We start from the raw sequence: 22929 nt of genomic DNA, 5'->3' as shown, positions 1-22929 counted from the left end.
GTTGGGCTGGCACTTTAATATGTTTCCACGGAGCTCCGCCACGTCAGCATCATTCATGCGTAAATAGTGAAATGCTTTCGTTACTTGGAGAGGTTTTTCAGTAAGCGCTCCAAGCCTTCTTTCATTGTTGTCTGCTTGGGTAGTGTAAATCGTTTCACTAGCCGTTGGTTGTTGGCTCGCGAGTGGCGAATGTCTCCAGATCTTGCTTGGCTGTAGCTAACGGTGGGTAACCCTCCAACGACTTCGCTCAGTGCCTCCAGCATTTGATTAAGGGTAGTAGTCTGATTCATACCAACGTTGATTGCGCCCTCTTCAACGTGCGGGAGTTCTATTGCCTGGACCAACACCTTCACAAGGTCTTCAACGTAAACGAAGTCCCGCGTTTGTTCTCCGTCGCCGAAAACCGTGATAGGCAGGCCTTTTTGTGCTTGTTCGCTAAAGATGCTGATAACACCTGAATAAGGTGAGGATGGGTCTTGGCGAGGACCAAAGATGTTGAAAAATCGAAACACTACTGGTTCCTGGGCATGCTGACGACGGTAGAAGTCGAGATAGTATTCGCTCGCCAGTTTGTCTGATGCGTATGGCGTCAACGGCGCCTTGGGCGTTTCCTCCCCAATCGGTTGTCCTTCCCCATTGTTGCCATAAACAGCGGCGCTTGAGGCGAAAACGATGCGTTTGACGTTTGCTACACGCATAGCTTCGCAGACGTTCAAAGTTCCGATGAAGTTGCTCTGGTGTGTGCGAACGGGATCGTCCACGGAGGCTTGCACTGAGGCGACCGCTGCTAGATGCACAACGGCCTGGCACCCAGTTACTGCCTGAGTGACCACGTCTGCATTTGCGACATCACCTTCTATAAACTGGACGTTGGGATTTGCGTTTGGCAGGTTGCTAAGCTTACCTGTCGACAGATCATCGAGAATTCTGACTGCATAACCTTTTGCAAGAAGGGAGTCGGTCAAATGGGAGCCGATAAACCCGGCTCCTCCGGTGATCAGAATAGGGGAGGATGGCATGGTGTTAACCTTTCATGTGATTTCTGGGCATCTTGCGCATGCTTACCCTGATGCCAGCGCTTTTCTGCGAGAACTAATAGACTTTTCGCTGCTCAAACGGCAGGGCCTGTGCTCGTGCATGCTCCGATGCTCGGGCGTTGAGTGTCCCATAATGCGGCTTCGCAATCGAGTTGTAGATGTCGGTGAGCAATCATCTCAGAGATAGGCGGGCGTCGAGTTCCGCTAGACTGGCTGTATTATTAGGCTCGATAAATGACAAAACTCTGGGGCGGACCCAAAAATCCAGGTTCGGTCTTCGCTTCATAAGTACAATGGAATCGGGTTAGTAGAAGGATGAGACCATTGCGGTTGAGGTTTATGGATAAAACACGTGTCTTCCTGCTGAGTCTGCCTCGCAGGCAAAAACGGCTGATTCAGGTGCTTACCGATATAATGTTGGTATGGTTTGCGCTTTGGCTGGCATTTATTGTGCGTCTGGGGGTCGACGAGATGGTCAATCCCTTGAAGGTGCACCTTTGGCTGTTTGTTTGCGCACCTCTCGTGGCCATCCCCCTTTTCATCCGATTTGGCATGTATCGGGCGGTGATGCGCTACTTCGGTAATGATGCGCTGGTCGTAATTATCAAAGCTGTCAGCCTTTCTTCACTGATCCTCGCTCTGGTCGTTTATTGGTACAGCAATCACGAAGCGGTTGTGCCTCGCTCGATCATTTTCAATTACTGGTGGTTGAGCCTGGTCATCATCGGGGGGTTGCGGCTATGTATGCGGCAATACTTCATGGGCGACTGGTTTACAGCCGCGCAGCATGTTCCTTTCGCCAACCGCGATGATGGTCTGACCAAAGTGGCGATATACGGCGCTGGTGTTGCAGGTAATCAACTCGTCGCCGCACTGCGCATGGGGCGCGTCATGCGCCCTGTTGCCTTTATCGATGATGACCCGGGTATTTCCGATCGCTCGATCTCAGGTCTGCAGGTTTACAAACCCAAGCATATTCAGCAGATGATCGACGTCACAGGAGCGCAGGAAATCCTTCTCGCGTTGCCATCGTCGACTCGTGCTCGGCGCCGGGAAATTCTTAACTTGCTGGAAGGCTTTCCACTGCATGTTCGCAGTGTGCCGAATTTTTCCGATCTGGCGAGTGGCCGGGTCAAGGTCGAAGATATTCAGGAAGTCGATATTGCGGACCTGCTGGGGCGCGATGCCGTTCCAGCTCAGCCTGATCTTCTGGAGCGTTGTATCAAAGGCAAGACTGTCATGGTCACAGGTGCCGGCGGTTCGATCGGTTCGGAGTTGTGTCGGCAGATTTTTGCGTTGGAGCCAACCGCGCTTCTGTTGTTCGAACACAGTGAATTCAATCTCTACAACATTCTTTCAGAGCTGGAGCAACGCAGCTCTCGAGAGTCGGCGCCGGTTCGATTGCTTCCCATACTCGGGTCCATACGCCACCAGGACAAATTGCTCGATGTGATGAAAACCTGGAAGGTTGACACGGTTTATCATGCGGCCGCCTACAAGCATGTGCCCATGGTCGAACACAACATCGCCGAAGGTGTGTTGAACAATGCAATCGGGACGCTCAATACTGCTCAGGCTGCCTTGCAATCCGGCGTAGCAAATTTTGTGCTGATCTCGACCGATAAGGCGGTGCGGCCCACTAATGTCATGGGCAGTACCAAGCGCTTGGCGGAGTTGACGCTTCAGGCGCTCAGTCGTGAAGTCGCGCCGGTATTGTTCGGAGACAATGCAAAAGTTTCCCGGGTTAACAAAACCCGTTTCACGATGGTTCGCTTCGGCAATGTGCTGGGCTCCTCCGGGTCCGTGATTCCGCTGTTCCACAGCCAGATCAAATCCGGCGGGCCGCTGACCGTCACTCATCCGAAGATTACCCGTTATTTCATGACCATCCCCGAAGCCGCGCAACTGGTTATTCAGGCCGGTTCAATGGGGCAGGGTGGCGATGTGTTTGTGCTGGACATGGGTGAGCCGGTGAAAATCGTCGAACTGGCAGAGAAGATGATCCACTTGTCCGGTTTGAGTATTCGTTCCGATCGCAATCCGCAGGGCGACATCTCCATCGAGTTCACGGGGTTGCGTCCAGGTGAAAAGCTCTATGAAGAGCTGTTGATCGGCGACAACGTCGCTGCAACACCGCATCCGATGATCATGACGGCCAATGAGGATCATCTACCTTGGGAAGTGTTAAAGGTTAGATTGGCCAGTTTGTTGGCGGCGGTTGATGAGGATGATTACTCGCGCGTTCGCCAGTTATTGCGCGAAACCGTCAGCGGCTATACCCCCGATGGCGAGATCGTCGACTGGATCTACCAGCAGCGTCGTCTCGAACCCTGATTGTTTCACATCCTGTAACGTACGCATTTTTGACATCCCTCCACCATGACCTAAGTTTGGAGAGCAGCTTCGGAAAAGCTGCTTTCTCAAACGATGATGGAGCGTCACTAATGCGTACCGGTTACTTCTATTCTCTGATCTTTGCTTTCCTCACCAGCGCCTCGATCGCCGCTATTGCCGCGCCTGTTGCGCCAGCGGAGTCACCCAAGGCGCCGTTGGTGATGGAGACAACTGCACCTTCCCAAAGCGCAAAAGTCGACCTCAACGATGCCGATGCGGCAACGCTGCAAAAGGAACTGGCGGGAGTCGGAGAGGCCAAGGCCAAAGCGATTGTTGCATATCGTGAAACAAACGGGCCGTTTGCGTCGGTGGATGAGTTGCTGGAAGTGAAGGGTATCGGTAAGGCGATTCTGGATCGCAATCGCGACAAGCTGGAAGTCAACTAAGCTGAGTGTTCAAAGCCAAGAGGCCGGTCATTGACCGGCCTTTTTTACTTGCGCAGCGCATGGCTGCGGGTAGTGGAAGAGAGGGCAGTCGTCCGACGATTTAAAATTACGGCTATCATATTGCGTTTGGATTATGCCTATAATAATTCGCCGATGCGTCGAGCCAGCAGGTTTCATCGGCAACTCCCGTCATCAAGCATTCCAGGAGCATTCTCATGAATTCCGCACAATCTCAAGGTACTGCTCTGGTTACCGGCGCATCGTCCGGTATCGGTGCGATTTACGCTCAGCGCCTGGCGGCGCGTGGTTTTGATCTGCTGCTGGTTGCCCGTGACAAGGATCGTCTGGAAAGTGCTGCGAGCCAGTTGCGTGATGCCCATGGCGTCCAGGTTGAAGTGCTCAAGGCCGATCTGACGCAGAAGGATGACGTGCTCAAACTCGAACAACGTCTGCGCAGCGATTCCCGCATCAGTCTGCTGGTCAATAACGCCGGTGTGGCGGCGGACGGTTTGCTGGCCAACGCTGATATGGACCAGTTGGAGAGACTGATCCAGTTGAACATCACCGCTGTCACGCGTCTGGCCTCGGCGGCAGCCGCCAGTTTCGCCAAGGCCGGTCGTGGCACGATCATCAATATCGCCTCGGTGGTGGCATTGTTTCCGGAACGCTTCAACGCCACCTACAGCGCCAGCAAAGCTTATGTACTGAGCCTGACCCAGTCGCTGAACACTGAACTCGAAGGCACCGGCGTACAGATCCAGGCCGTGCTGCCGGGTGTGACCCGCACCGAAATCTGGGAGCGTTCCGGTATCGATGCCAGTGGCATTCCGGCAGAAATGGTCATGGAGGCGGGCGAGATGGTGGATGCGGCGCTGGCCGGTCTGGATCAGGGCGAGTTGATCACCATTCCTTCGCTGCCTGACGCAGGCGAATGGCACGCCTTTGTTGCGGCTCGCCATGTCATGGCGCCGAACCTTTCCCGCAGTGCTGCAGCGCAACGCTATAAGTCCGGCAATTGAATTGATCAGAGGTCACCACAGTATGGATTCGCGTCGAATAGTCGTCACGGGCATGGGCCTAGTTTCACCCTTGGGCAGCGATCTCGAAGTCGTATGGCAGCGTTTGCTGGCCGGTCGCTCTGGTTTGCGTAACTTGCCTGAGGCAACGGTCGCTGATTTACCCACGCGAGTCGGCGGTGCGGTGCCGACGCTGGAAGAGGACGCTGAAGCAGGTTTCGATCCGGATCGCGCCACGCCGCCCAAAGAGCAGAAGAAGATGGATCGCTTCATTCTGTTCGCCATGGAGGCTGCCCGACAGGCGCTGGAGCAGGCCGACTGGCATCCTTCAGAAAACAAAAGCCAGGAGCGTAGCGCAACGATCATCGGTTCCGGTGTCGGCGGTTTTGGCGCGATTGCCGACGCCGTGCGCACCACCGACAGTCGCGGTCCTCGGCGTTTGTCACCGTTTACCATTCCGTCGTTTCTGGTCAATCTCGCGGCAGGTCACGTATCCATTCAACACGGCCTCAAGGGGCCTTTGGGTGCGCCGGTGACGGCGTGCGCCGCGGGTGTTCAAGCGATTGGCGATGCGGCGCGGTTGATCCGCGCCGGCGAAGCGGATATTGCCGTGTGTGGCGGCGCGGAAGCCTGCATCGACCGCGTCAGTCTGGCCGGTTTCGCGGCAGCGCGGGCACTGTCGAGCGGTTACAACGACACCCCGCAGCGCGCGTCTCGGCCGTTCGACAGCGGGCGCGACGGTTTCGTCATGGGCGAGGGCGCCGGGCTTTTGGTGATCGAATCCCTCGAGCATGCGTTGGCGCGTGGTGCGACGCCGCTGGCGGAGCTGGTCGGCTATGGCACCAGCGCCGACGCCTACCACCTCACGGCCGGGCCTGAAGACGGTAGTGGTGCGCGGCGGGCGATGACGCTGGCACTGGCGCAGGCGGGTATCGAGCCGGATCAGGTGCAGCATCTCAATGCCCACGCCACGTCGACCCCGGTCGGAGATCTGGGTGAATTGGCGGCGATCAAAAGTGTTTTCGGCGAAGAGAATAAAATCGCGGTGACGTCGACAAAATCGGCCACAGGTCATCTGCTCGGCGCTGCCGGTGGGCTTGAAGCGATTTTCACACTGTTGGCGATTCGTGATCAGGTGGTGCCGCCGACGCTTAATTTCGACAACCCCGATCCGGCGAGCGCAGGCGTGGACATTGTTCATGGCCAGGCGCGGCCAATGTCTATCGAGTATGCACTGTCCAATGGTTTCGGGTTTGGCGGGGTCAATGCCAGCGTATTGTTCAAGCGCTGGCAGGCTTAGTCCCGGTTCTTGAGGTGATCGCGGGTGATATCGAGGATGCGTTGCGCAAACCCGGCATCCGCGACACTGCGCGACAGCAGCAGTGCACCGACCAGGGTCGACATGATGACGATGGCGCGGTCAGCGCTGTTCTCGCCTTCGAGGCTGTTCTCGATCTGCTCCAGCCGTGCGTTGAGGACCACGTCACTGGTAGGACTCGGCTGGCCGCGTAGGCCCAGCTCCGAAGAAATGGTCAGCAGCGGGCAGCCTTCATCTGGCGATGTCTGGTGCCATTCGGACAGATACGTCTCGATGAACACATCAAGCGCGTTGTCCTGGGCAAAAATCTCGGCACATAACCCATCGACCTGGTTGCCGGCCTCTTGCAAGGCCTTCTCGACCAACTCGTCCTTGGACTTGAAATGTGAGTAGAAACCGCCATGGGTCAGACCCAGCGCTTTCATCAGGGGTTGCAGGCCGGTAGCGCCGATTCCGTCCTTGCGAAAACGTGCCGAAGCCTCCTTGATGATGCGCTGATGGGTCTGGGCTTTATGATCCTGCGAGTAACGCATCTGGAACTCTCCGCAACAATGTCCGCATCTTAACCAAGGAAAATTAGATGGTGACTGTACTTCTACTTCCTAAAAGCGTGCGGATAGCTCCAATGGCTACAAAAAGCACAAACCCCGCCGATCAGGCGGGGTTGTGTTCAACGGTCTTGGGCGTCTTTGGCGTCCGCTTCGGCATTGCGTTGGGCAACGCGTCGGCGTTCTTCATCGGTCAGATCGACCTTGTTGGCGGTGTCGCGCAACATCATTAATCCACCCACGATCGAGCCGATTGCAACGACCAGAATCAACCAGGCATACCAAGGCATAACGGCTCTCCTTAAGGGCAGGTCGACGGACGAGGATTTCGCCGTGCAACGCTGCATACCACTTTTGAGCGAAGTGAACTCGCAGTGGTTCCATTCTAGGCCGCTTGCACCCGGTACACCCGAAATCCCTCAATGACCTGTCAGCATCGCATCGGCTGGTGCGTCGGCACGCAGTTGTCCGGTCAGCAGGAAGTAGCAGAAACCGACCGCCATGAAGCCAAGGAAGATCAAGCCGATCAACGTGTTAAACCACGCCATCGCCACCAGACACACCACCGCCAGCACCAATGCAATCAGCGGAATCAGCGGATAGCACGGCGCGCGAAAGGTGCGTTCCAGATTCGGCTCCGATTTACGCAGTTTGAAGAGGCTGAGCATGCTCATGATGTACATCACGATGGCGCCGAATACGGCCATGGTGATCATCGCGGCGGTGAGGGTCATGCCACCGAGGTTGATCAGGCCGTCGCTGTAAATCGCCGCGATGCCGATGATGCCGCCGACAAGGATTGCCCGGTGCGGCGTCTGGAAGCGCGAGAGTTTCGCCAGCGAGGCCGGTAGATAGCCGGCGCGGGCGAGGGCGAAGAACTGGCGTGAATAGCCGAGGATGATCCCGTGGAAACTCGCCACCAACCCGAACAGGCCAATCCATACCAGCATATGCAGCCAGCCGGAGTTATCGCCGACCACGGTTTTCATCGCCTGCGGTAACGGGTCGTTGATGTTTGCCAAGGTGCGCCAGTCACCCACGCCGCCAGCAAAGAACATCACACCCATGGCCAAAAACACCAGCGTCAGGATGCCGCTGATGTAGGCCTTTGGAATCGTGCGTTTCGGATCCTTGGCTTCTTCGGCAGCCATCGCTGCGCCTTCAATCGCCAGGAAAAACCAGATCGCAAACGGAATCGCGGCGAACATCCCGGCAATCGCTGGCGCACCGAACACATCCGAACCGGCCCAGCCATTCAGTGCGAAGTTGCTGAAGCTGAAGGCCGGCGCGACCACGCCCATGAACACCAGCAACTCGGCCACCGCCAGTACGCAGACCACCAGCTCGAAGGTTGCCGCCAGTTTCACCCCGAGAATGTTCAGCCCCATGAACACGATGTAAGCGCCGACCGCCGCATGCTTCGGATCGAGTGCCGGAAACTGCACATTCAGGTAGGCGCCAATCGCCAGCGCGATGGCCGGTGGCGCGAAGACGAATTCGATCAGCGTCGCCAGGCCTGCAATCAATCCGCCTTTTTCACCAAACGCTCGACGACTATAGGCAAACGGCCCGCCCGCATGAGGAATCGCGGTCGTCAGTTCGGTGAAACTGAAAATGAAGCAGGTGTACATGGTCGCGACCATGAACGAGGTCACCAGGAAACCCAGTGTCCCGGCCACGCCCCAGCCGTAACTCCAGCCGAAATATTCCCCGGAAATCACCAGCCCTACGGCAATGCCCCACAGGTGCAAGGTGCCCAGTGTGGGTTTGAGTTGTGTGTTCATGCGTTTGCTCCCTGAACGGTTTGGAAAGCTCGGGGGAGGGCGTGTGCAGTGGGCGTGCCATTGCTGTGAAACAAGTCGTAATGAGTTGAAAGCTGTCGTATCGGGGATGTTCGCGGTGGGATAGCTGCTTTTTGTGCGCCAGTTGAGTGCGATGTTGCTCGTTATGCCGTCTTCGCGAGCAAGCTCGCTCCCACAGGGGAATGCATTTCAAATTGTGGGAGCGAGCCTGCTCGCGAAGAGGCCTGCCCATACGGCGCAAAACCCACCTGTAACGCCGGCATAAACCCACTCTTTACGCTTTCTTTATGCCCAGCCAGACCCCTCGCTCTCGTTCCTTTACAGCCTCCTTTCCGACAATGCCTCCACACGCGGCAATACGCCGTAACACGGAGATCTTCCATGAGCGTTCTGGACGGGGTGTCACTGCTGTTGGCAGTGGGGCTGTTCATTTATCTGTTGGTTGCGCTGTTGCGCGCGGATCGGAACTAGGAGCGGCTATGCACAGTTATGACTATTGGCTGATCCTCGCGTTTTTTGCGGTGGTCTTGCTGCCGGCGCCGTTCCTCGGGCGCTTCTACTACAAGGTAATGGAAGGTCAGCGGACTTGGCTGACGCCGGTTCTCGGTCCGGTCGAGCGCGGCTGTTATCGCGTCGCCGGGGTTGATCCTAACGCCGAGCAGAGCTGGCAGAAGTACACGCTGGCGCTGCTGGCGTTCAACCTCGCCGGTTTCCTCCTGCTGTTCGCGATTCTGTTGTTCCAGGATCACTTGCCGCTGAATCCACAAAATCTGCCGGGCATGGAATGGACGCAAGCGTTCAACACGGCCGTCAGTTTCATGACCAACACCAACTGGCAGTCCTACAGCGGTGAAGCGTCTCTGAGCTACCTGAGCCAGATGATCGGCCTCACCGTGCAGAACTTTGTCAGCGCCGCTACCGGCCTCGCCGTTCTGGTCGCACTGTGCCGTGGCATCGGCCGCAAATCGACGAAAACCCTCGGCAACTTCTGGGTCGACATGACTCGCGCCACCCTCTACGGTCTGCTGCCGCTGTGCCTGTTGCTGGCACTGTATCTGGTCTGGCAGGGCGTGCCGCAAACCTTCGCGCAGTATGTGAATGCGGTGACGATGCAGGGCGTTGATCAAGTGATCCCGCTCGGCCCGGCGGCCAGTCAGATTGCGATCAAGCAACTGGGCACCAACGGTGGTGGCTTCTTCGGCGTCAACTCGGCGCACCCGTTCGAGAACCCGAGCGCGTGGAGCAACCTGTTTGAAGTGTCGTCAATTATTCTGATCCCGGTGGCGCTGGTGTTCACTTTCGGCCACTACGTCAAAGACCTGCGTCAGAGCCGCGCGATCATTGCCTGCATGCTGGCGCTGTTCCTGATCGGCGGCGCGACCTCGCTGTGGGCTGAATATCAACCGAACCCGACCCTGAACAACGCTGCCGTCGAACAGACCGCGCCGCTGGAAGGTAAAGAAGCGCGCTTCGGCACCACCGCTACCGTGCTGTGGTCGGTGACCACCACGGCCGCCTCGAACGGTTCGGTCAACGGCATGCACGACAGCCTCAACCCGCTCAGCGGCATGGTCGCGCTGGTCAACATGATGGTCGGCGAAGTGATCTTCGGCGGTGTCGGTGCCGGGCTCTACGGCATGTTGCTCAACGTGCTGATCGCGGTGTTCCTCGCCGGCCTGATGATCGGTCGCACGCCGGAATACCTTGGCAAGAAACTTCAGGCGCGCGAAGTGCAATTGCTGGTGGTGACCCTGCTGGTCATGCCGGTTGGCGTGCTGGTGCTCGGTGCGATTGCCGCAGCGGTTCCCAGTGCTGCGGCGACCATCAGCAACCCCGGCCCGCACGGTTTCAGCCAGTTGCTGTATGCCTACACCTCGGCGAGCGCTAACAACGGCTCGGCGTTCGGTGGTCTGAGCGCGAACACGCCTTTCCACAACCTGATGCTGGGCCTGGGCATGTTGATCGGTCGCTTCGGTTACATCCTTCCGGTACTGGCCTTGGCCGGCAGTCTGGCGATGAAGAAAACCGCACCGATCGGCCAGAACAGTTTCCCGACTCATGGCCCGCTGTTCGTGACCCTGTTGACCGTGACCATTTTGCTGGTGGGCGGCCTGACCTTCCTGCCGACTCTGGCGCTCGGCCCGATTGCCGAACATTTAAGTATGGGCTTCTAAGGAATCCATCATGAATATGCACGTTCCTGCAAAACCTGCAGAGCCGACCAAGTCGGCAGAAGCACCGAAAACCGCGATCTCGGCCCTGTGGCGGCCGGCGCTGGTGCAAGCTTTCGTCAAGCTCGACCCACGGCAACTGAAACGTTCGCCGGTGATGCTGGTGGTTGAGCTGACGGCGATTTTCACCACCGTGCTGTGCTTCATTCCTGACGCCGATGTACCGACTTTCGTGGCGGCGCAAATTGCCCTGTGGCTATGGTTCACCGTGCTGTTCGCCAACTTCGCTGAAGCTTTGGCCGAAGGTCGCGGCAAGGCCCGCGCCGACAGCCTCAAGGCGGGCAGCGAAGGCCTCAGCGCACGGCGCAAACTGGCCAACGGCAGCTTTCAGGTAGTGCCGGCGGCGAGTCTGCGCAAGGGTGATGTGGTGCGCGTCGAAGCAGGGGAAATGATCCCCGGTGATGGCGAAGTCATTGAAGGTATCGCGGCGGTCAACGAAGCGGCGATCACCGGTGAATCGGCGCCGGTGATTCGCGAATCCGGCGGTGACCGCTCGGCCGTCACCGGCAACACGCGTCTGGTCTCCGACTGGTTGCTGGTGCAGATCACCGCCAATCCGGGCGAGTCGACCCTCGATCGCATGATCGCGCTGGTCGAAGGCGCCAAACGCCAGAAAACCCCGAACGAAGTGGCGCTGGATATCCTGCTGATCGGCCTGACCCTGATCTTTCTGCTGGTGGTCGTGACCCTGCAACCGTTCGCCCATTTCGCCAACGGCAGCCTGCCGCTGGTGTTTCTGGTGGCGCTGCTGGTTACGCTGATCCCGACCACCATCGGTGGTTTGCTCTCGGCGATCGGTATCGCCGGGATGGATCGTCTGGTGCGCCTCAATGTGATCGCCAAATCCGGTCGCGCCGTGGAAGCGGCGGGTGACGTGCATGTGTTGCTACTCGACAAGACTGGCACCATCACCTTCGGTAACCGTCGTTGCAGTGCGGTGTATGCCGCGCCGGGTGTGAGTGGTCGCGAGCTGGCTGAAGGTGCGCTGTTCGCCTCTTTGGCTGACGAGACCGCTGAAGGTAAATCCATCGTTGAATACCTGCGTGGTCTGCATCCGCAACCTGAGCCGGCGCTGGAAACCTTGACCGCTGTGCCGTTCAGCGCTGAGACCCGTTTGTCCGGCGTCGATTATCAGGGTCGTGTCTACCGCAAAGGTGCGGTGGATTCGCTGCTGAGTTTCCTCGGCCAAAAACGCTCGGATCTGGCTCCGGCCCTGTCGCGGGAAATCGACAAGATCGCCCAGAGCGGCGGCACGCCGTTGCTGGTCTGCGCTGACGGCAAACTGCTTGGCGCGATCCATCTCAAGGACGTGGTCAAACCGGGCATTCGCGAGCGTTTTGCCGAGCTGCGCAAACTGGGCATTCGCACCGTGATGGTCACCGGCGACAACCCGCTGACCGCTGCCGCCATCGCCGCTGAAGCAGGTGTTGATGACGTCCTCGCCGAAGCCACCCCGGAGAAGAAACTCGCGCGCATTCGTCACGAGCAGAACGATGGTCGTCTGGTTGCGATGTGCGGTGACGGTGCCAACGACGCGCCGGCGCTGGCTCAGGCGGACGTTGGTATGGCGATGAACGACGGCACCCAGGCTGCCCGCGAAGCGGCGAACATGGTTGACCTCGACAGCGACCCGACCAAGCTGCTCGACGTGGTGCAGATCGGCAAGGAATTGCTGGTGACGCGCGGTGCGCTGACGACGTTTTCCATCGCCAACGACGTGGCTAAATACTTCGCGATTCTGCCGGCGCTGTTCGCTTCGATCTATCCGCAACTGGGCGTGCTGAACATCATGCAACTGACCAGTCCGCAGAGCGCGATTCTCTCGGCGATCGTCTTTAACGCCTTGATCATCGTCGTGCTGATTCCGCTGGCGCTGCGCGGTGTGCGCGTGCAGGCGGCGAGTGCTGCAGCGTTGCTGCGACGCAATCTGCTGATCTATGGACTGGGCGGGATTCTGGTGCCGTTCGTGGGGATCAAGGCGATCGACATGTTGCTCACGGCGCTGCATCTGGTGTGAGGCCGGAAAAAGCCCCTCACCCTAACCCTCTCCCAGAGGGAGAGGGGACTGACCGAGTGGCTCAACAGAGGTACATCGACCTGAAATACCGAGCCGAACTCAGGTTTTGAACTGCACAAAGATCGGCTCCCTTTCCCTTCGTGAACTTAAGGGGGAGGGGACTGACCGAGGTGTTTAGGAGAGCTGCACCGACTTGAAATACCGAGCCGAACGCAAGTTTTGAAAAGCATGGAAATCGGCTCCCTTTCCCCCTCGCCCCCTTGGGGGAGAGGGCTGGGGTGAGGGGGAAAAGATCTCCCTGACCCCCCGCAAAAGTTTGCTCAACGAATTCGAGGATCTTGAAATGTCCACAATGATACGTCCGGCCCTGAGCCTGCTGGTGCTGATGACCCTGGTCACCGGTGTCGCCTATCCACTGGTGGTGACCGGTGTTGCGCAAGTCGCATTCCCCGCCCAAGCCAATGGCAGCCTGGTGCGAGACGCCGACGGCAAGGTCCGCGGCTCGTCGCTGATCGCGCAGGATTTTGTCGGCGATGCGTGGTTTCATCCACGTCCCTCCGCCGGTGCGTTTGCCACCGTTTCCAGCAGCGCGAGCAACCTGGCCCCGAGCAATCCGGCACTGGCAACCCGCGTGATCGACGACGCCAACAAACTCCAGGTTCCCGGCCAAGGCCCAGTGCCATTGGCCCTGCTGACCACCTCCGGCAGTGGTCTCGATCCGCACTTGCCACCGGCGGCAATTGCCTATCAACTGGCGCGAGTTGCGGCAGCGCGAAACTTGCCGGTATCGACTCTTCAGCAACTGCTCGATGCGCATACCGAACAGCCGCTGGTGGGACCGCCAGTGGTGAATGTGCTGGCGCTGAACATGGCACTGGAAAAACTGTAGTTCTGTGATGTTGCCATTCGCGAGCAAGCTCGCTCCCACAGGAGGACGCGTTCCAAATGTGGGAGCGAGCTTGCTCGCGAAGGGGCCATAACGAACACCGAATCAACATCAGCAAGAGAGAACTCCCAGCATGAGCGACTCCGGCCGCGCCGACGCGCTGTTAGCAGACCTGCCCCGTGACGGCCGTGGCCGGCTCAAGGTTTTCCTCGGCGCCGCTCCCGGTGTCGGCAAGACCTACGCCATGCTCCAGGCCGCCCACACGCAATTGCGCCAAGGCGTGAAAGTCATCGCTGGCGTCGTCGAAACCCATGGTCGCGCCGAAACCGAAGCGCTGCTCGGCGGCTTGCCGCAGCAAGCGTTGGTGCGCTCGGAATACCGTGGCGTGATGCTCGAAGAAATGGACCTCGACGGCATTCTCGCGGCCAAACCGAAACTGGTGCTGGTCGATGAGCTGGCCCACAGCAACGCCCCCGGCAGTCGCCACACGAAACGCTGGCAAGACATTCAGGAACTGCTCGCCGCCGGCATCGACGTGTTCACCACGGTCAACGTCCAGCACCTGGAAAGTCTCAACGATCAGGTGCGTGGCATCACCGGTGTGCAAGTGCGCGAAACCCTGCCGGACTGGGTGCTGCAAGAAGCTTACGAACTGCTGCTGATCGACCTGCCGCCGCGCGAATTGCTCGAGCGCTTGCGTGAAGGCAAGGTCTACGTGCCGGAGCAGGCGCGTGCGGCGATCGATGCGTTTTTCACCCAGACCAACCTCACCGCATTGCGCGAACTGGCGATGCAAACCGCTGCCGCACAGGTCGATAACGATCTCGCCCAAGGCTATCGCCAACTCGGTCAGGCGGCCCCGGCAGTGCGCGGGCGCTTGCTGGTCGGCGTCGATGGTGATGCGCAGGCCGAACGCCTGGTGCGCCACGCCAGTCGCGTTGCCCAGCGCCGGCATTTACCGTGGAGTCTGGTGCATGTCGATAACGGCAGCGTACGCGACGAGCAATCGCGCCTGCGCCTGCAAAGCGCTCAGCAACTGGCCGAGCGCCTGGGCGGTGAAGTGGTGTTGCTGCGCGCCGGTGAGGTGGCGAAAACCCTGATCCAGCATGCTGCCGAACGCCGTGCGAGCCTGGTGTTGGTCGGCCAGTCCCGGCCACATTTACGCCGGCGTCTGTTCGGCGGCGGACTCGCGGCGCGCCTGCTGCGTCAGGCTCACGGGCTGGAGATCAACGTCCTCGACAGCGATCAGCAACAGCATCAACCGCGCCCGCGCAACGCGCTGACCCTGGTGTGGTTCGACTATGCCTTGGCGCTGGTCGCCACCGTATTGGCCACCGCCCTGGCATGGGCAGTGTCGAGCGTGCTGCCGCTGCCGAACATCTCGCTGGTGTTCCTTGCGGCGGTGCTGCTGGTGGCGGTGCGCAGCAGTCTCGGTCCGGCGCTGGCCTGTGCCGCGCTGTCGTTTCTGACCTATGACTTCCTGTTTATCCCGCCGAATTTTTCCTTCAGCATTCAGCGCGAAGAAGACGTGCTGACCTTGCTGTTCTTCCTGTTGATGGCAGCGCTCACCGGCAACCTCGCGGCGCGTCAGCGTCGGCAATTGCAAGCCCTGCGCGACACCCAGGAAGAGACCACTGAACTGCTCGATCTGTCGCGCAAACTCACCGCTGCGACCGATCGCCAAGCGGTGGTCAGCGCTGCCGCGCAACACCTCAATGGCTGGAGCGATCTGCAGTTATGCCTGCTCAACCGGGACGGGCAGGGCGGCTGGAAGGTCGAGACCGGCGGGCCGTTGGAGTTTACCGAGTCCGAACGCGCCGCCGCTGACTGGGCCTGGCAACACGATCAACCGGCAGGCATGGGCACTGGCACGCTGCCGTTCGGACGCTGGTGGTGGTGGCCGCTGTCGGTCGAGGACGGGCCGCTGGCGCTGCTCGGTGTCTGCGCCAAAGAAGGCCAGACCTTGAGTGGCCAGCGTCGGCGCTTGCTCACCGCATTGAGTCAGCCGCTCGCCCAAGCGCTGGCGCGCGCGCAGTTGGCTGATGACCTGGAAGCCGCGCGCCTGCACGGTGAAACCGAACAACTGCGCAGTGCCTTGTTGGCCTCCGTATCCCACGATTTGCGCACGCCGCTGACGGCCATGCGCGGCAGCATCGACAGCCTGTTGGCCCTCGGCGAAGCGATCCCGCTGGAAGATCGTCGTGAACTGCTCGAAGGCACCCGCGATGAAGCCGAGCGCCTCGATCGCTACATCCAGAATCTGCTCGACATGACCCGCCTCGGCCACGGCGCGCTGAAGCTGGCGCGGGACTGGGTGTCGCCGGCCGATATCGTCGGCAGTTCGCTCAATCGCCTGCGTGCGGTGCTCGCGCCGTTGCAGGTCAGCACTGATGTGCCTAGTGAATTGCCGCTGTTGTTCGTGCATGCCGCGCTGATCGAGCAGGCGCTGGTCAATGTGCTGGAAAACGCCGCACGTTTCTCACCCGCTCACGGTCGCTTGCAACTGAGTGCGGGCGCGAATGACCAAGAGATTTTCTTCTCGGTCAGCGATGAAGGGCCGGGGATTCCGGAGGATGAGCGGGCGAAGATTTTCGACATGTTCTACACCGCTGCCCGGGGTGATCGTGGCGGCCAGGGCACGGGCCTCGGCCTGGCGATCTGTCAGGGCATGGTTGGCGCGCACGGCGGGCGCATCAGCGTCGCCGACGGCATCGAGGGACACGGCACCTGCATCACTTTGCACTTGCCGTTGCAGACGCAACCGGGGATGGACGATGAAGGCTGAAGCCGACTGCGCTACTCTCTTGCCAATCATTTGTGTTGATGTGAATTCATGAGCCAGACCACGACCATTTTGGTCATCGACGACGAACCGCAGATCCGTAAGTTCCTGCGCATCAGCCTTACCTCACAGGGCTATAAAGTGCTTGAGGCCGGCAACGGTGCCGAGGGTTTGGCGCAAGCGGCGCTGAACAAGCCGGACCTGCTGGTGCTCGATTTAGGCCTGCCGGACATGGATGGCCAGCAAGTGCTGCGCGAGTTTCGCGAGTGGGCGACGGCGCCGGTGCTGGTGCTGTCGGTGCGCGCCAGCGAAGGGCAGAAAGTCCAGGCGCTGGATGGCGGCGCCAATGACTACGTGACCAAGCCGTTTGGCATTCAGGAGTTTCTCGCGCGGGTTCGCGCCTTGTTGCGTCAGGCGCCGGCGGGGGAGGCGCAGCAGGCGGCGCTGAGCTTCGGCCCGCTGACCGTGGATCTGGCTTATCGGCGGGTGTTGCTCGACGGTGTCGAAGTGGCGCTGACCCGCAAGGAATACGCGGTGCTGGCGCAACTGGCACGGCATCCGGGGCGGGTGATTACCCAGCAACAATTGCTCAAGGATATCTGGGGGCCGACGCACACCGAGGACAGCCATTATCTGCGGATTGTGGTGGGGCATTTGCGCCAGAAACTGGCGGATGACCCGACGCGGCCGCGGTTTATCGTGACCGAGGCCGGGGTTGGCTATCGGCTGTTGAGTGAGAACAGCCTGTAGTTTTGTATTGGCCGATCTGGCGCTTTCGCGAGCAAGCTCGCTCCCACAGGGGCATGCATTCCAAATGTGGGAGCGAGCTTGCTCGCGAAGAGGTCCTCAAATTCAATGAAGAATTTTAGCCAGTCATCCCTGCTCACTGTCATACCGATCCAGCGTATCCCGCGCAATCTCGCGCCCCAATGCGATCAACTCCGGCGCCTTGTAAAACTCGAAAAACCGGCACACCCGCTTCGGCACATTGATCAGGATATCCGGCGGATACCCGGCAATCTTGTACTGCGCCAGCGAGGTCTGCATCACCTCGAAACTCTGGTTGATCAGATCCAGCAACGAGGCCGGCCCGACGTTATCGATGATGAATGAACCAGTCGCCGATTTCGGTGCGCCTTCACGCTCGGGCGCGGCTGCCGGTTGCTGGCTCTCCGGCTCGGCGCCGTCCAGCCAGGGATTGATGTCCGCCGCTTCGGCGCGCAGCGCTTCCTGTTCGAGCCGCAACAATTGCTCGGCCTGTGTACGGCGGAATGGCATCTTCGATCCCAGCGAACTGATCAGGCTGTCGAAGCGTGAGCGAAAAGCGGCAGGGCGCTGGATCACCGGCAGTTTGTAGTGACGCTGATTGGTCGAATTGAGATTGACCGCAATGATCAAATCGCAGTGGCTCGACACCACGGGCACGATCGGCAAGGGGTTGAGAATGCCACCGTCGACCAGCATGCGATTGCCTTGCATCACCGGGGTGAACAGGCTGGGAATCGCCGCCGAGGCGCGCATGGCTTGATGCAGGCAGCCTTCCTGAAACCAGATTTCCTGCTGGTTGGTGAGGTCGGCGGCGACGGCGGTGTAGGGGATGCGCAAATCTTCGATGTTGACCTCGCCGACGATCTTGCGGATCTGCCCGAAGACCTTTTCGCCGCGAATCGCGCCGAGGCGAAAACTCACGTCGACCAGGCGCAGCACATCCAGATAGTCGAGACTTTCGATCCAGTTCTTGTACACGTCGAGTTTGCCGGCGGCATAGATCCCACCGACCACGGCGCCCATCGAACACCCCGCAATGCAGGCGATTTCGTAACCGCGTTTCTCGATCTCTTCAATGACCCCGATATGGGCATAGCCCCGGGCGCCACCGGAGCCCAGTACCAGCGCGACACGTTTTTTTTTCATCCAGCGTCCTCCCGACAAGGTTCCACAATGCACCCATCGCCGGGCAGGCTCAATCGCCGAAGTCGTTGAGTGCGCCGGTGACGTCGTTTTTTCGCTACTGCATGGCCCTTCAGCGCTATCCTTCTCAGTTGCGCGGTTTCACCCGCCGGCAAGGCACTTTTTCGTAGCCCGGCCGTCTTACCTGCACGACTGTTGACCTATTTGAGGTGTGAGTGATGAAAGCCTGGATCTGTGTGCCGTTGATGGCTCTGGCATTGGCCGGTTGCGCCGGTAAAACCGCTTACCGCGACAGCTGCGGCAGCCAGCTCGACGCGGCCTGGCATGAGCTGGATCTGGCCAAGGCCGAAGGCTTTGCCGGCACTGTCAGCTACTCCAAAGCGTTGTCGCTGCTGACCGCCGCGAAGACCCAGCAGCAATTCGAAGGGTTCGAAGGCTGCAGCAACAAAGCCGAGAAAGCGCGTTTCTACATTCGCGAATCCCGCGCTGGCCGCTAAGCTGCTGACGTGAAGCAAGGACGCTGCTTTGACTGAGCGGCAAAATGAACCTTGAAGCCATTTGAATCAGGAGCAAGTGATGTCTGCGTTGGTTGACCGGTTGGTGGCTCATGTCCTGAGTCTGGAAGTGCGCCTGCTGGCCTGTCAGGCACGGCTCACTGCACGGACCGACCCCGAGGCGCTACATGATCTGCGCACCACGGTGCGGCGCTTGCGCAGTCTGTTGCGGCCATTGCGCGGTCTGCCCGGTGTCGAACAACTGGAAGATGCCGCTTCGGCGGTCGGCCAATTGACCACGCCGTGGCGTGATCGCGAGGTGCTGGCGGCTTATCTGCTTGCGCATGATCAACCGGCAGCGGCGCAACGGCGCATGGCGCAAATGGCCGAGGCTTATCCGGCGCTGGCGGCGAGCGCCGAGGTGGCTTCGCTGCTGATGATTCTCGACGCTTTCCCGCGATTTCTGCGTGCGTCTCAGCGTCAGGGCTTGCTCAAGGGCTTGGACAAACGCATCGAAAAACGCTTGGGCAAGCAATGGCAGAAACTCGACGAGGCGCTGCACGATCCCGCTCACGACCGTCATCGCCTGCGTTTGCTGATCAAACGCGTGCGCTACGGCATCGAAGCCTATCCCGAACTCGACCGCTTGCCCGAGGCGGCGCTGGCTCGCCTCAAGTCTGCCCAAGGCGCGCTGGGCGACTGGCACGATTGCTGGCAGTGGCTGGCGAAGGCTGAGCTTGAGGCGGATCTGCAGCCCTGTGTCGCCACTTGGCAGGCGACCATGATCAAAGCCGAAATCAAGGCAGATCGCGTGCTGGAAAAGCTCAGTTCAGCCTGTTTCAAATAATCCTGAAATCACCACATCCCCTTGTGGGAGCGAGCTTGCTCGCGAATGCATTCTGTCAGGCGGTACATTCTTACCTGACACACCGCTTTCGCGAGCAAGCTCGCTCCCACAGGGTGTTGTGTGTGTCGGTTAGCCCGGTAAGGCCTTTCTGTCAGCCCATTTGACCGGAATAGACGCTGCGGCGCTGTGCAGGTCTGGTTAAGATCCCTGCATTCCTTTCTTGTTTTCTGAGGTTGCCATGCGCTTTAGCGATCTGCTCGAGGCGGTCCGCCGCCAACCGGAACTGACGATCCCTGCCGAATGGGGCCAAGGCCGTGCCAGTTTCGGTGGTCTGGTGGCCGCGCTGCAATACGAAGCCATGCGCGCGAAAGTCCCGGCGGATCGCCCGGTGCGTTCGCTGGCGATCACCTTTGTCGGCCCTGTCGAACCTGAAGTCCCGGTGAGTTTCGAAGTCGATGTACTGCGCGAAGGCAAGGCCGTCAGCCAGGTCATGGGCCGGGCGATGCAGAATGGTCAGGTGGTAACGATCGTTCAAGGCAGCTTCGGTGCTTCGCGGCCGTCGGAGGTGGCAGTCGAAGCCTATCCGGCGCCATCAATGAAGCACTGGGGCGAATGCCAGGAGTTGCCTTACATCAAAGGCGTGACCCCAGAATTCATGCGTCATTTGGCGATGCGCTGGAGCGTCGGCGGCATGCCGTTCACCGGCACGCAATCGCGGCTGATGGGCGGCTGGGTGCGGTTACGCGGAGATGTCAAAGAAGAACCGGTCAACGAGGCGCATCTGCTGGCCCTGGTGGACGCGTGGCCGCCCGCGCTGTTGCCATATCTGAAGAAGCCGGCACCGGGTAGCACGCTGACCTGGACCATCGAATTCGTGCAGCCGCTACACGATTTGAGCACGCTGGACTGGTGCCAATATCTGGCCGATATCGAATACGCCGCCGACGGCTACGGCCATGTCGCCGCCAAGCTGTGGAGCGCGGAAGGAGAGTTGATTGCGATGAGTCGCCAGACCGTTACGATTTTCGCCTGACTCAATGCCGACGGTGGCGTTCACGCCAGGCGCGCCACCAGCCGCCACTGAGAAAGTAGCGCGGAAAGGTCAGAAACTGCTCGACCAGTAAACGCGAGACGGCATCTTTACGATCACTGAACGGCTCGGAGGCTTGCGCCTCCAGGCTGTGGCCGTGGCGCTGCAAACCCAGCGCCGCGATGATGCCGATCACGCCGATGGCCACGCTGGCCAGACTCAGGCTGAACACCCCGGAGACGATCAGCAGAAACGCGACGATAAACAACGGCACGGCAATCAGGTGCAGCACCAGATTGGTCGGGTGCTGATGATTGCCCGGGTACGCGCGCCATTGCCATGCGGGAAGGTTGGGGTGACGTTTGCCCATGTTTTCTACTCCTCGATCCTTGTTGAACACATGGTTGAAGAATAGGCCTGGGCACGGAGGGCGGCGAATCAAGGTTGGCTATTGAAGTGATAGGCGTCATCGCAAGATTCGATGTTGCCGGGGCTGACGCTTTCGCGAACAGGCTCGCTCCCACATTGGATCGGTGCGCACACAAATCCCCTTGTGGGAGCGAGCTTGCTCGCGAAGGGGCCGTCAGAGTTTCAGTTGACCGATCGCCTTGCTCAACTCCCCAGCCAACGTCGCCAACTCATTACTGGTCGTCGCCGAATCCACAGTCTGCTGCACCGTGTTCTCGGTCACATCACGAATGCTCACCACCGCCCGGTTCATCTCTTCCGCGACCTGGCTCTGCTGCTCCGCCGCCACGGCAATCTGCGTGTTGCTCTCACGCATCTGCGCCACCGCGCCGGTGATTTCCGCCAGCGCCGCACCGGCCTCTTGCGCTTGCTGCACGCAGTCATCGGCCTTGTACGAACTTTCCTGCATGAAATCCACCGCATCGCGAGTGCCAGCCTGCAAGGCCGAGACCATCGTGGTGATCTCGTCGGTCGAGGTCTGCACACGTTTGGCCAGGTTGCGCACCTCATCGGCCACCACCGCAAAGCCGCGGCCCATCTCCCCAGCGCGGGCCGCCTCGATGGCGGCGTTCAGTGCCAACAGGTTGGTTTGCTCGGCAATGCTGTGAATCACGCTGACCACGCCGTTGATCTTCTGGCTGTCCTCGGCCAGTCGTTGAATCATCTCGGCGGTCTGCTGCACTCCGCTGGAGAGTCCGGCAATCGACTGCTGCACCCGCGCGACCACTTGCTGACCGCTGCCGGCGAGGCCATCGGCGGCCTGCGACAGGTCGCGTGTGGCGCCGGCGTGCTGGGCGATGTGGTAAACGGTGGCGGTCATTTCGTTGATCGCGGTGGCGGCCTGATCGGTTTCGCTCTGCTGGCCGAGCATGCCGTGGCGCACTTCGTTCATGCTCGACGCCAGCCGTGCCGCGCCGACATCCAGTTGCCGCGCGGTGTTGGCGACGGTCGTCACAACGCGCTGGTAACCGGCCTGCATCGCGTTAAACGCATTGGCCATCTGCCCGACTTCGTCTTTGCCGGCCAGCGGCACACGGGCCGAGAGATCGCCGCTTTTCTCGACGTGGAGCATCACGTCTTTCAAGGTGTTGAGCTGGCTGAGCAGGAAGCGGATTAAAAGTTGCGAGGCGCACAGCATGGCGAACATCAGGATGAACACTGCCACCGCATAGTTGGCGAAACGTTCGCTGAACACTTGGCTCAGGCTCGGACCATAGGCAATCACCGCGACCTGCTGACCATCGGCGCGGCTGAACACTTCGGCGCCCATTAACGGATTGTCGCCGAACAGCGGCATATGATTGATGTCGTTCCAGCCGTTGCTTTCCGTGATTTCCAGCAAGGGTTGATCGTTCAGGCGCGGTGCTTCGCCGCGTTTAAAGGTCAGCACTTGATCAGCTTTCGGCAATGGCTGCCCGGCCGGCCAGGCCTTGAGCAATTGCGCCTGAGCTTGCGCCGATGCCTGTGATGCGTGACTGCGCGCCTGTTGTTCGAGCTGCACGGCATACAGCACCAGCAGCAGGGTGGTGACGAAGGCGACCGCATTGACCGCCCAGAATTTGTATTTCAGCGAGATATTGCTAAGCCAGGCACCCATGGAGGTCTTCTCTGATAGCGGAAACAGTTTTGGCAAGGTGCCATTATTGTGCCGCTATGCAGATTTGCGGATCTTGATATGAGTCAACAGACCGCACGGTCCCGCCCTTGTAGGAGTGAGCCTGCTCGCGATGACGGTGTGTCAGTCACCTCAATGTTGAATGAG

Annotated in this window: 20 protein-coding genes; 13 read left to right on the top strand and 7 right to left on the bottom strand. The window is 59.6% G+C overall.

All coding sequences use genetic code 11. The features are described from left to right. Positions 1–80: 80 nt before the first annotated feature. Complete coding sequence (locus tag CLU80_RS04650; protein WP_099756868.1) at positions 81–1019, bottom strand: NAD-dependent epimerase/dehydratase family protein; 939 nt, start codon at positions 1017–1019, stop codon at positions 81–83. A 357-nt stretch (positions 1020–1376) separates the two neighbouring features. Between CLU80_RS04650 and CLU80_RS04645 the strand changes: the two genes are divergently transcribed. From CLU80_RS04645 to fabF, 4 genes are all read left to right on the top strand, one after another. Then, positions 1377–3371, top strand: coding sequence for a polysaccharide biosynthesis protein (locus CLU80_RS04645; protein WP_099756867.1), 1995 nt, complete (start codon positions 1377–1379; stop codon positions 3369–3371). A gap of 110 nt (positions 3372–3481) precedes the next feature. Next, positions 3482–3817: a ComEA family DNA-binding protein gene (locus CLU80_RS04640; RefSeq protein WP_093435238.1), complete on the top strand. Its 336-nt coding sequence runs from the start codon at positions 3482–3484 to the stop codon at positions 3815–3817. A 215-nt stretch (positions 3818–4032) separates the two neighbouring features. Continuing rightward, complete coding sequence (locus CLU80_RS04635; protein WP_099756866.1) at positions 4033–4836, top strand: SDR family NAD(P)-dependent oxidoreductase; 804 nt, start codon at positions 4033–4035, stop codon at positions 4834–4836. A gap of 22 nt (positions 4837–4858) precedes the next feature. Then, positions 4859–6133 carry a beta-ketoacyl-ACP synthase II gene (fabF, locus tag CLU80_RS04630; protein WP_099756865.1) on the top strand — a complete coding sequence of 425 codons (1275 nt, stop codon included), beginning with the start codon at positions 4859–4861 and terminating at the stop codon, positions 6131–6133. Here the strand turns inward: fabF and CLU80_RS04625 are convergent. The 3 genes from CLU80_RS04625 to eat form a co-directional block, all read right to left on the bottom strand. Further along, positions 6130–6684 carry a TetR/AcrR family transcriptional regulator gene (locus CLU80_RS04625; protein ID WP_093435230.1) on the bottom strand — a complete coding sequence of 185 codons (555 nt, stop codon included), beginning with the start codon at positions 6682–6684 and terminating at the stop codon, positions 6130–6132. The two genes, fabF and CLU80_RS04625, sit on opposite strands and share 4 nt — an antisense overlap. Positions 6685–6821: 137 nt before the next feature. After that, entirely contained in the window at positions 6822–6989 is a 168-nt protein-coding gene (locus tag CLU80_RS04620; RefSeq protein ID WP_007908505.1) for a DUF2897 family protein, read from the bottom strand. A 129-nt stretch (positions 6990–7118) separates the two neighbouring features. Next, positions 7119–8483, bottom strand: a complete 1365-nt coding sequence (gene eat / locus CLU80_RS04615) for an ethanolamine permease (RefSeq protein ID WP_099756864.1) — start codon at positions 8481–8483, stop codon at positions 7119–7121. Between the two features lie 399 nt (positions 8484–8882). Between eat and kdpF the strand changes: the two genes are divergently transcribed. The 6 genes from kdpF (at position 8883) to CLU80_RS04585 (ending at position 17167) form a co-directional block, all read left to right on the top strand. Further along, entirely contained in the window at positions 8883–8972 is a 90-nt protein-coding gene (gene kdpF, locus CLU80_RS04610; protein ID WP_007899818.1) for a K(+)-transporting ATPase subunit F, read from the top strand. An 8-nt stretch (positions 8973–8980) separates the two neighbouring features. Beyond that, on the top strand, positions 8981–10675 hold the full coding sequence (gene kdpA, locus CLU80_RS04605) for a potassium-transporting ATPase subunit KdpA (protein WP_099756863.1): 1695 nt from the start codon (positions 8981–8983) through the stop codon (positions 10673–10675). Between the two features lie 10 nt (positions 10676–10685). Further along, a complete protein-coding gene (gene kdpB, locus CLU80_RS04600) occupies positions 10686–12749 on the top strand; it encodes a potassium-transporting ATPase subunit KdpB (RefSeq protein WP_038364325.1) in 2064 nt (687 codons plus the stop codon). 343 nt (positions 12750–13092) lie between these two features. Beyond that, positions 13093–13638, top strand: coding sequence for a potassium-transporting ATPase subunit KdpC (gene kdpC, locus CLU80_RS04595; protein WP_093435218.1), 546 nt, complete (start codon positions 13093–13095; stop codon positions 13636–13638). A gap of 130 nt (positions 13639–13768) precedes the next feature. Continuing rightward, entirely contained in the window at positions 13769–16420 is a 2652-nt protein-coding gene (locus CLU80_RS04590) for a DUF4118 domain-containing protein (RefSeq protein ID WP_099756862.1), read from the top strand. A 48-nt stretch (positions 16421–16468) separates the two neighbouring features. Further along, complete coding sequence (locus CLU80_RS04585) at positions 16469–17167, top strand: response regulator (protein ID WP_093435212.1); 699 nt, start codon at positions 16469–16471, stop codon at positions 17165–17167. Positions 17168–17290: 123 nt separating this feature from the next. On the opposite strand, the gene CLU80_RS04580 is transcribed toward CLU80_RS04585, so the two are convergent. Continuing rightward, positions 17291–18331, bottom strand: coding sequence for a patatin-like phospholipase family protein (locus CLU80_RS04580; RefSeq protein WP_093435209.1), 1041 nt, complete (start codon positions 18329–18331; stop codon positions 17291–17293). 215 nt (positions 18332–18546) lie between these two features. Between CLU80_RS04580 and CLU80_RS04575 the strand changes: the two genes are divergently transcribed. The 3 genes from CLU80_RS04575 (at position 18547) to CLU80_RS04565 (ending at position 20702) form a co-directional block, all read left to right on the top strand. After that, complete coding sequence (locus CLU80_RS04575; protein WP_064120270.1) at positions 18547–18825, top strand: hypothetical protein; 279 nt, start codon at positions 18547–18549, stop codon at positions 18823–18825. Between the two features lie 79 nt (positions 18826–18904). Next, the gene (locus CLU80_RS04570; RefSeq protein WP_099756861.1) at positions 18905–19669 is read left to right on the top strand and encodes a CHAD domain-containing protein; all 765 of its coding nucleotides are present in this window, start codon (positions 18905–18907) and stop codon (positions 19667–19669) included. Positions 19670–19907: 238 nt separating this feature from the next. Continuing rightward, positions 19908–20702, top strand: a complete 795-nt coding sequence (locus tag CLU80_RS04565; protein ID WP_099756860.1) for an acyl-CoA thioesterase — start codon at positions 19908–19910, stop codon at positions 20700–20702. A 1-nt stretch (position 20703) separates the two neighbouring features. Here CLU80_RS04565 and CLU80_RS04560 read toward each other — a convergent pair whose 3' ends face one another. Continuing rightward, a complete protein-coding gene (locus CLU80_RS04560; protein WP_093435199.1) occupies positions 20704–21069 on the bottom strand; it encodes a DUF962 domain-containing protein in 366 nt (121 codons plus the stop codon). Between the two features lie 213 nt (positions 21070–21282). Continuing rightward, entirely contained in the window at positions 21283–22764 is a 1482-nt protein-coding gene (locus CLU80_RS04555) for a methyl-accepting chemotaxis protein (RefSeq protein ID WP_093435197.1), read from the bottom strand. Positions 22765–22929: the final 165 nt, after the last annotated feature.

It is taken from the genome of Pseudomonas sp. 29, assembly GCF_002754355.1.
GTDB lineage: Bacteria > Pseudomonadota > Gammaproteobacteria > Pseudomonadales > Pseudomonadaceae > Aquipseudomonas > Aquipseudomonas neuropathica.
The sequence above is the reverse complement of the archived record's forward strand: the minus strand, read 5'-3'. Positions and strand labels throughout refer to the sequence as shown.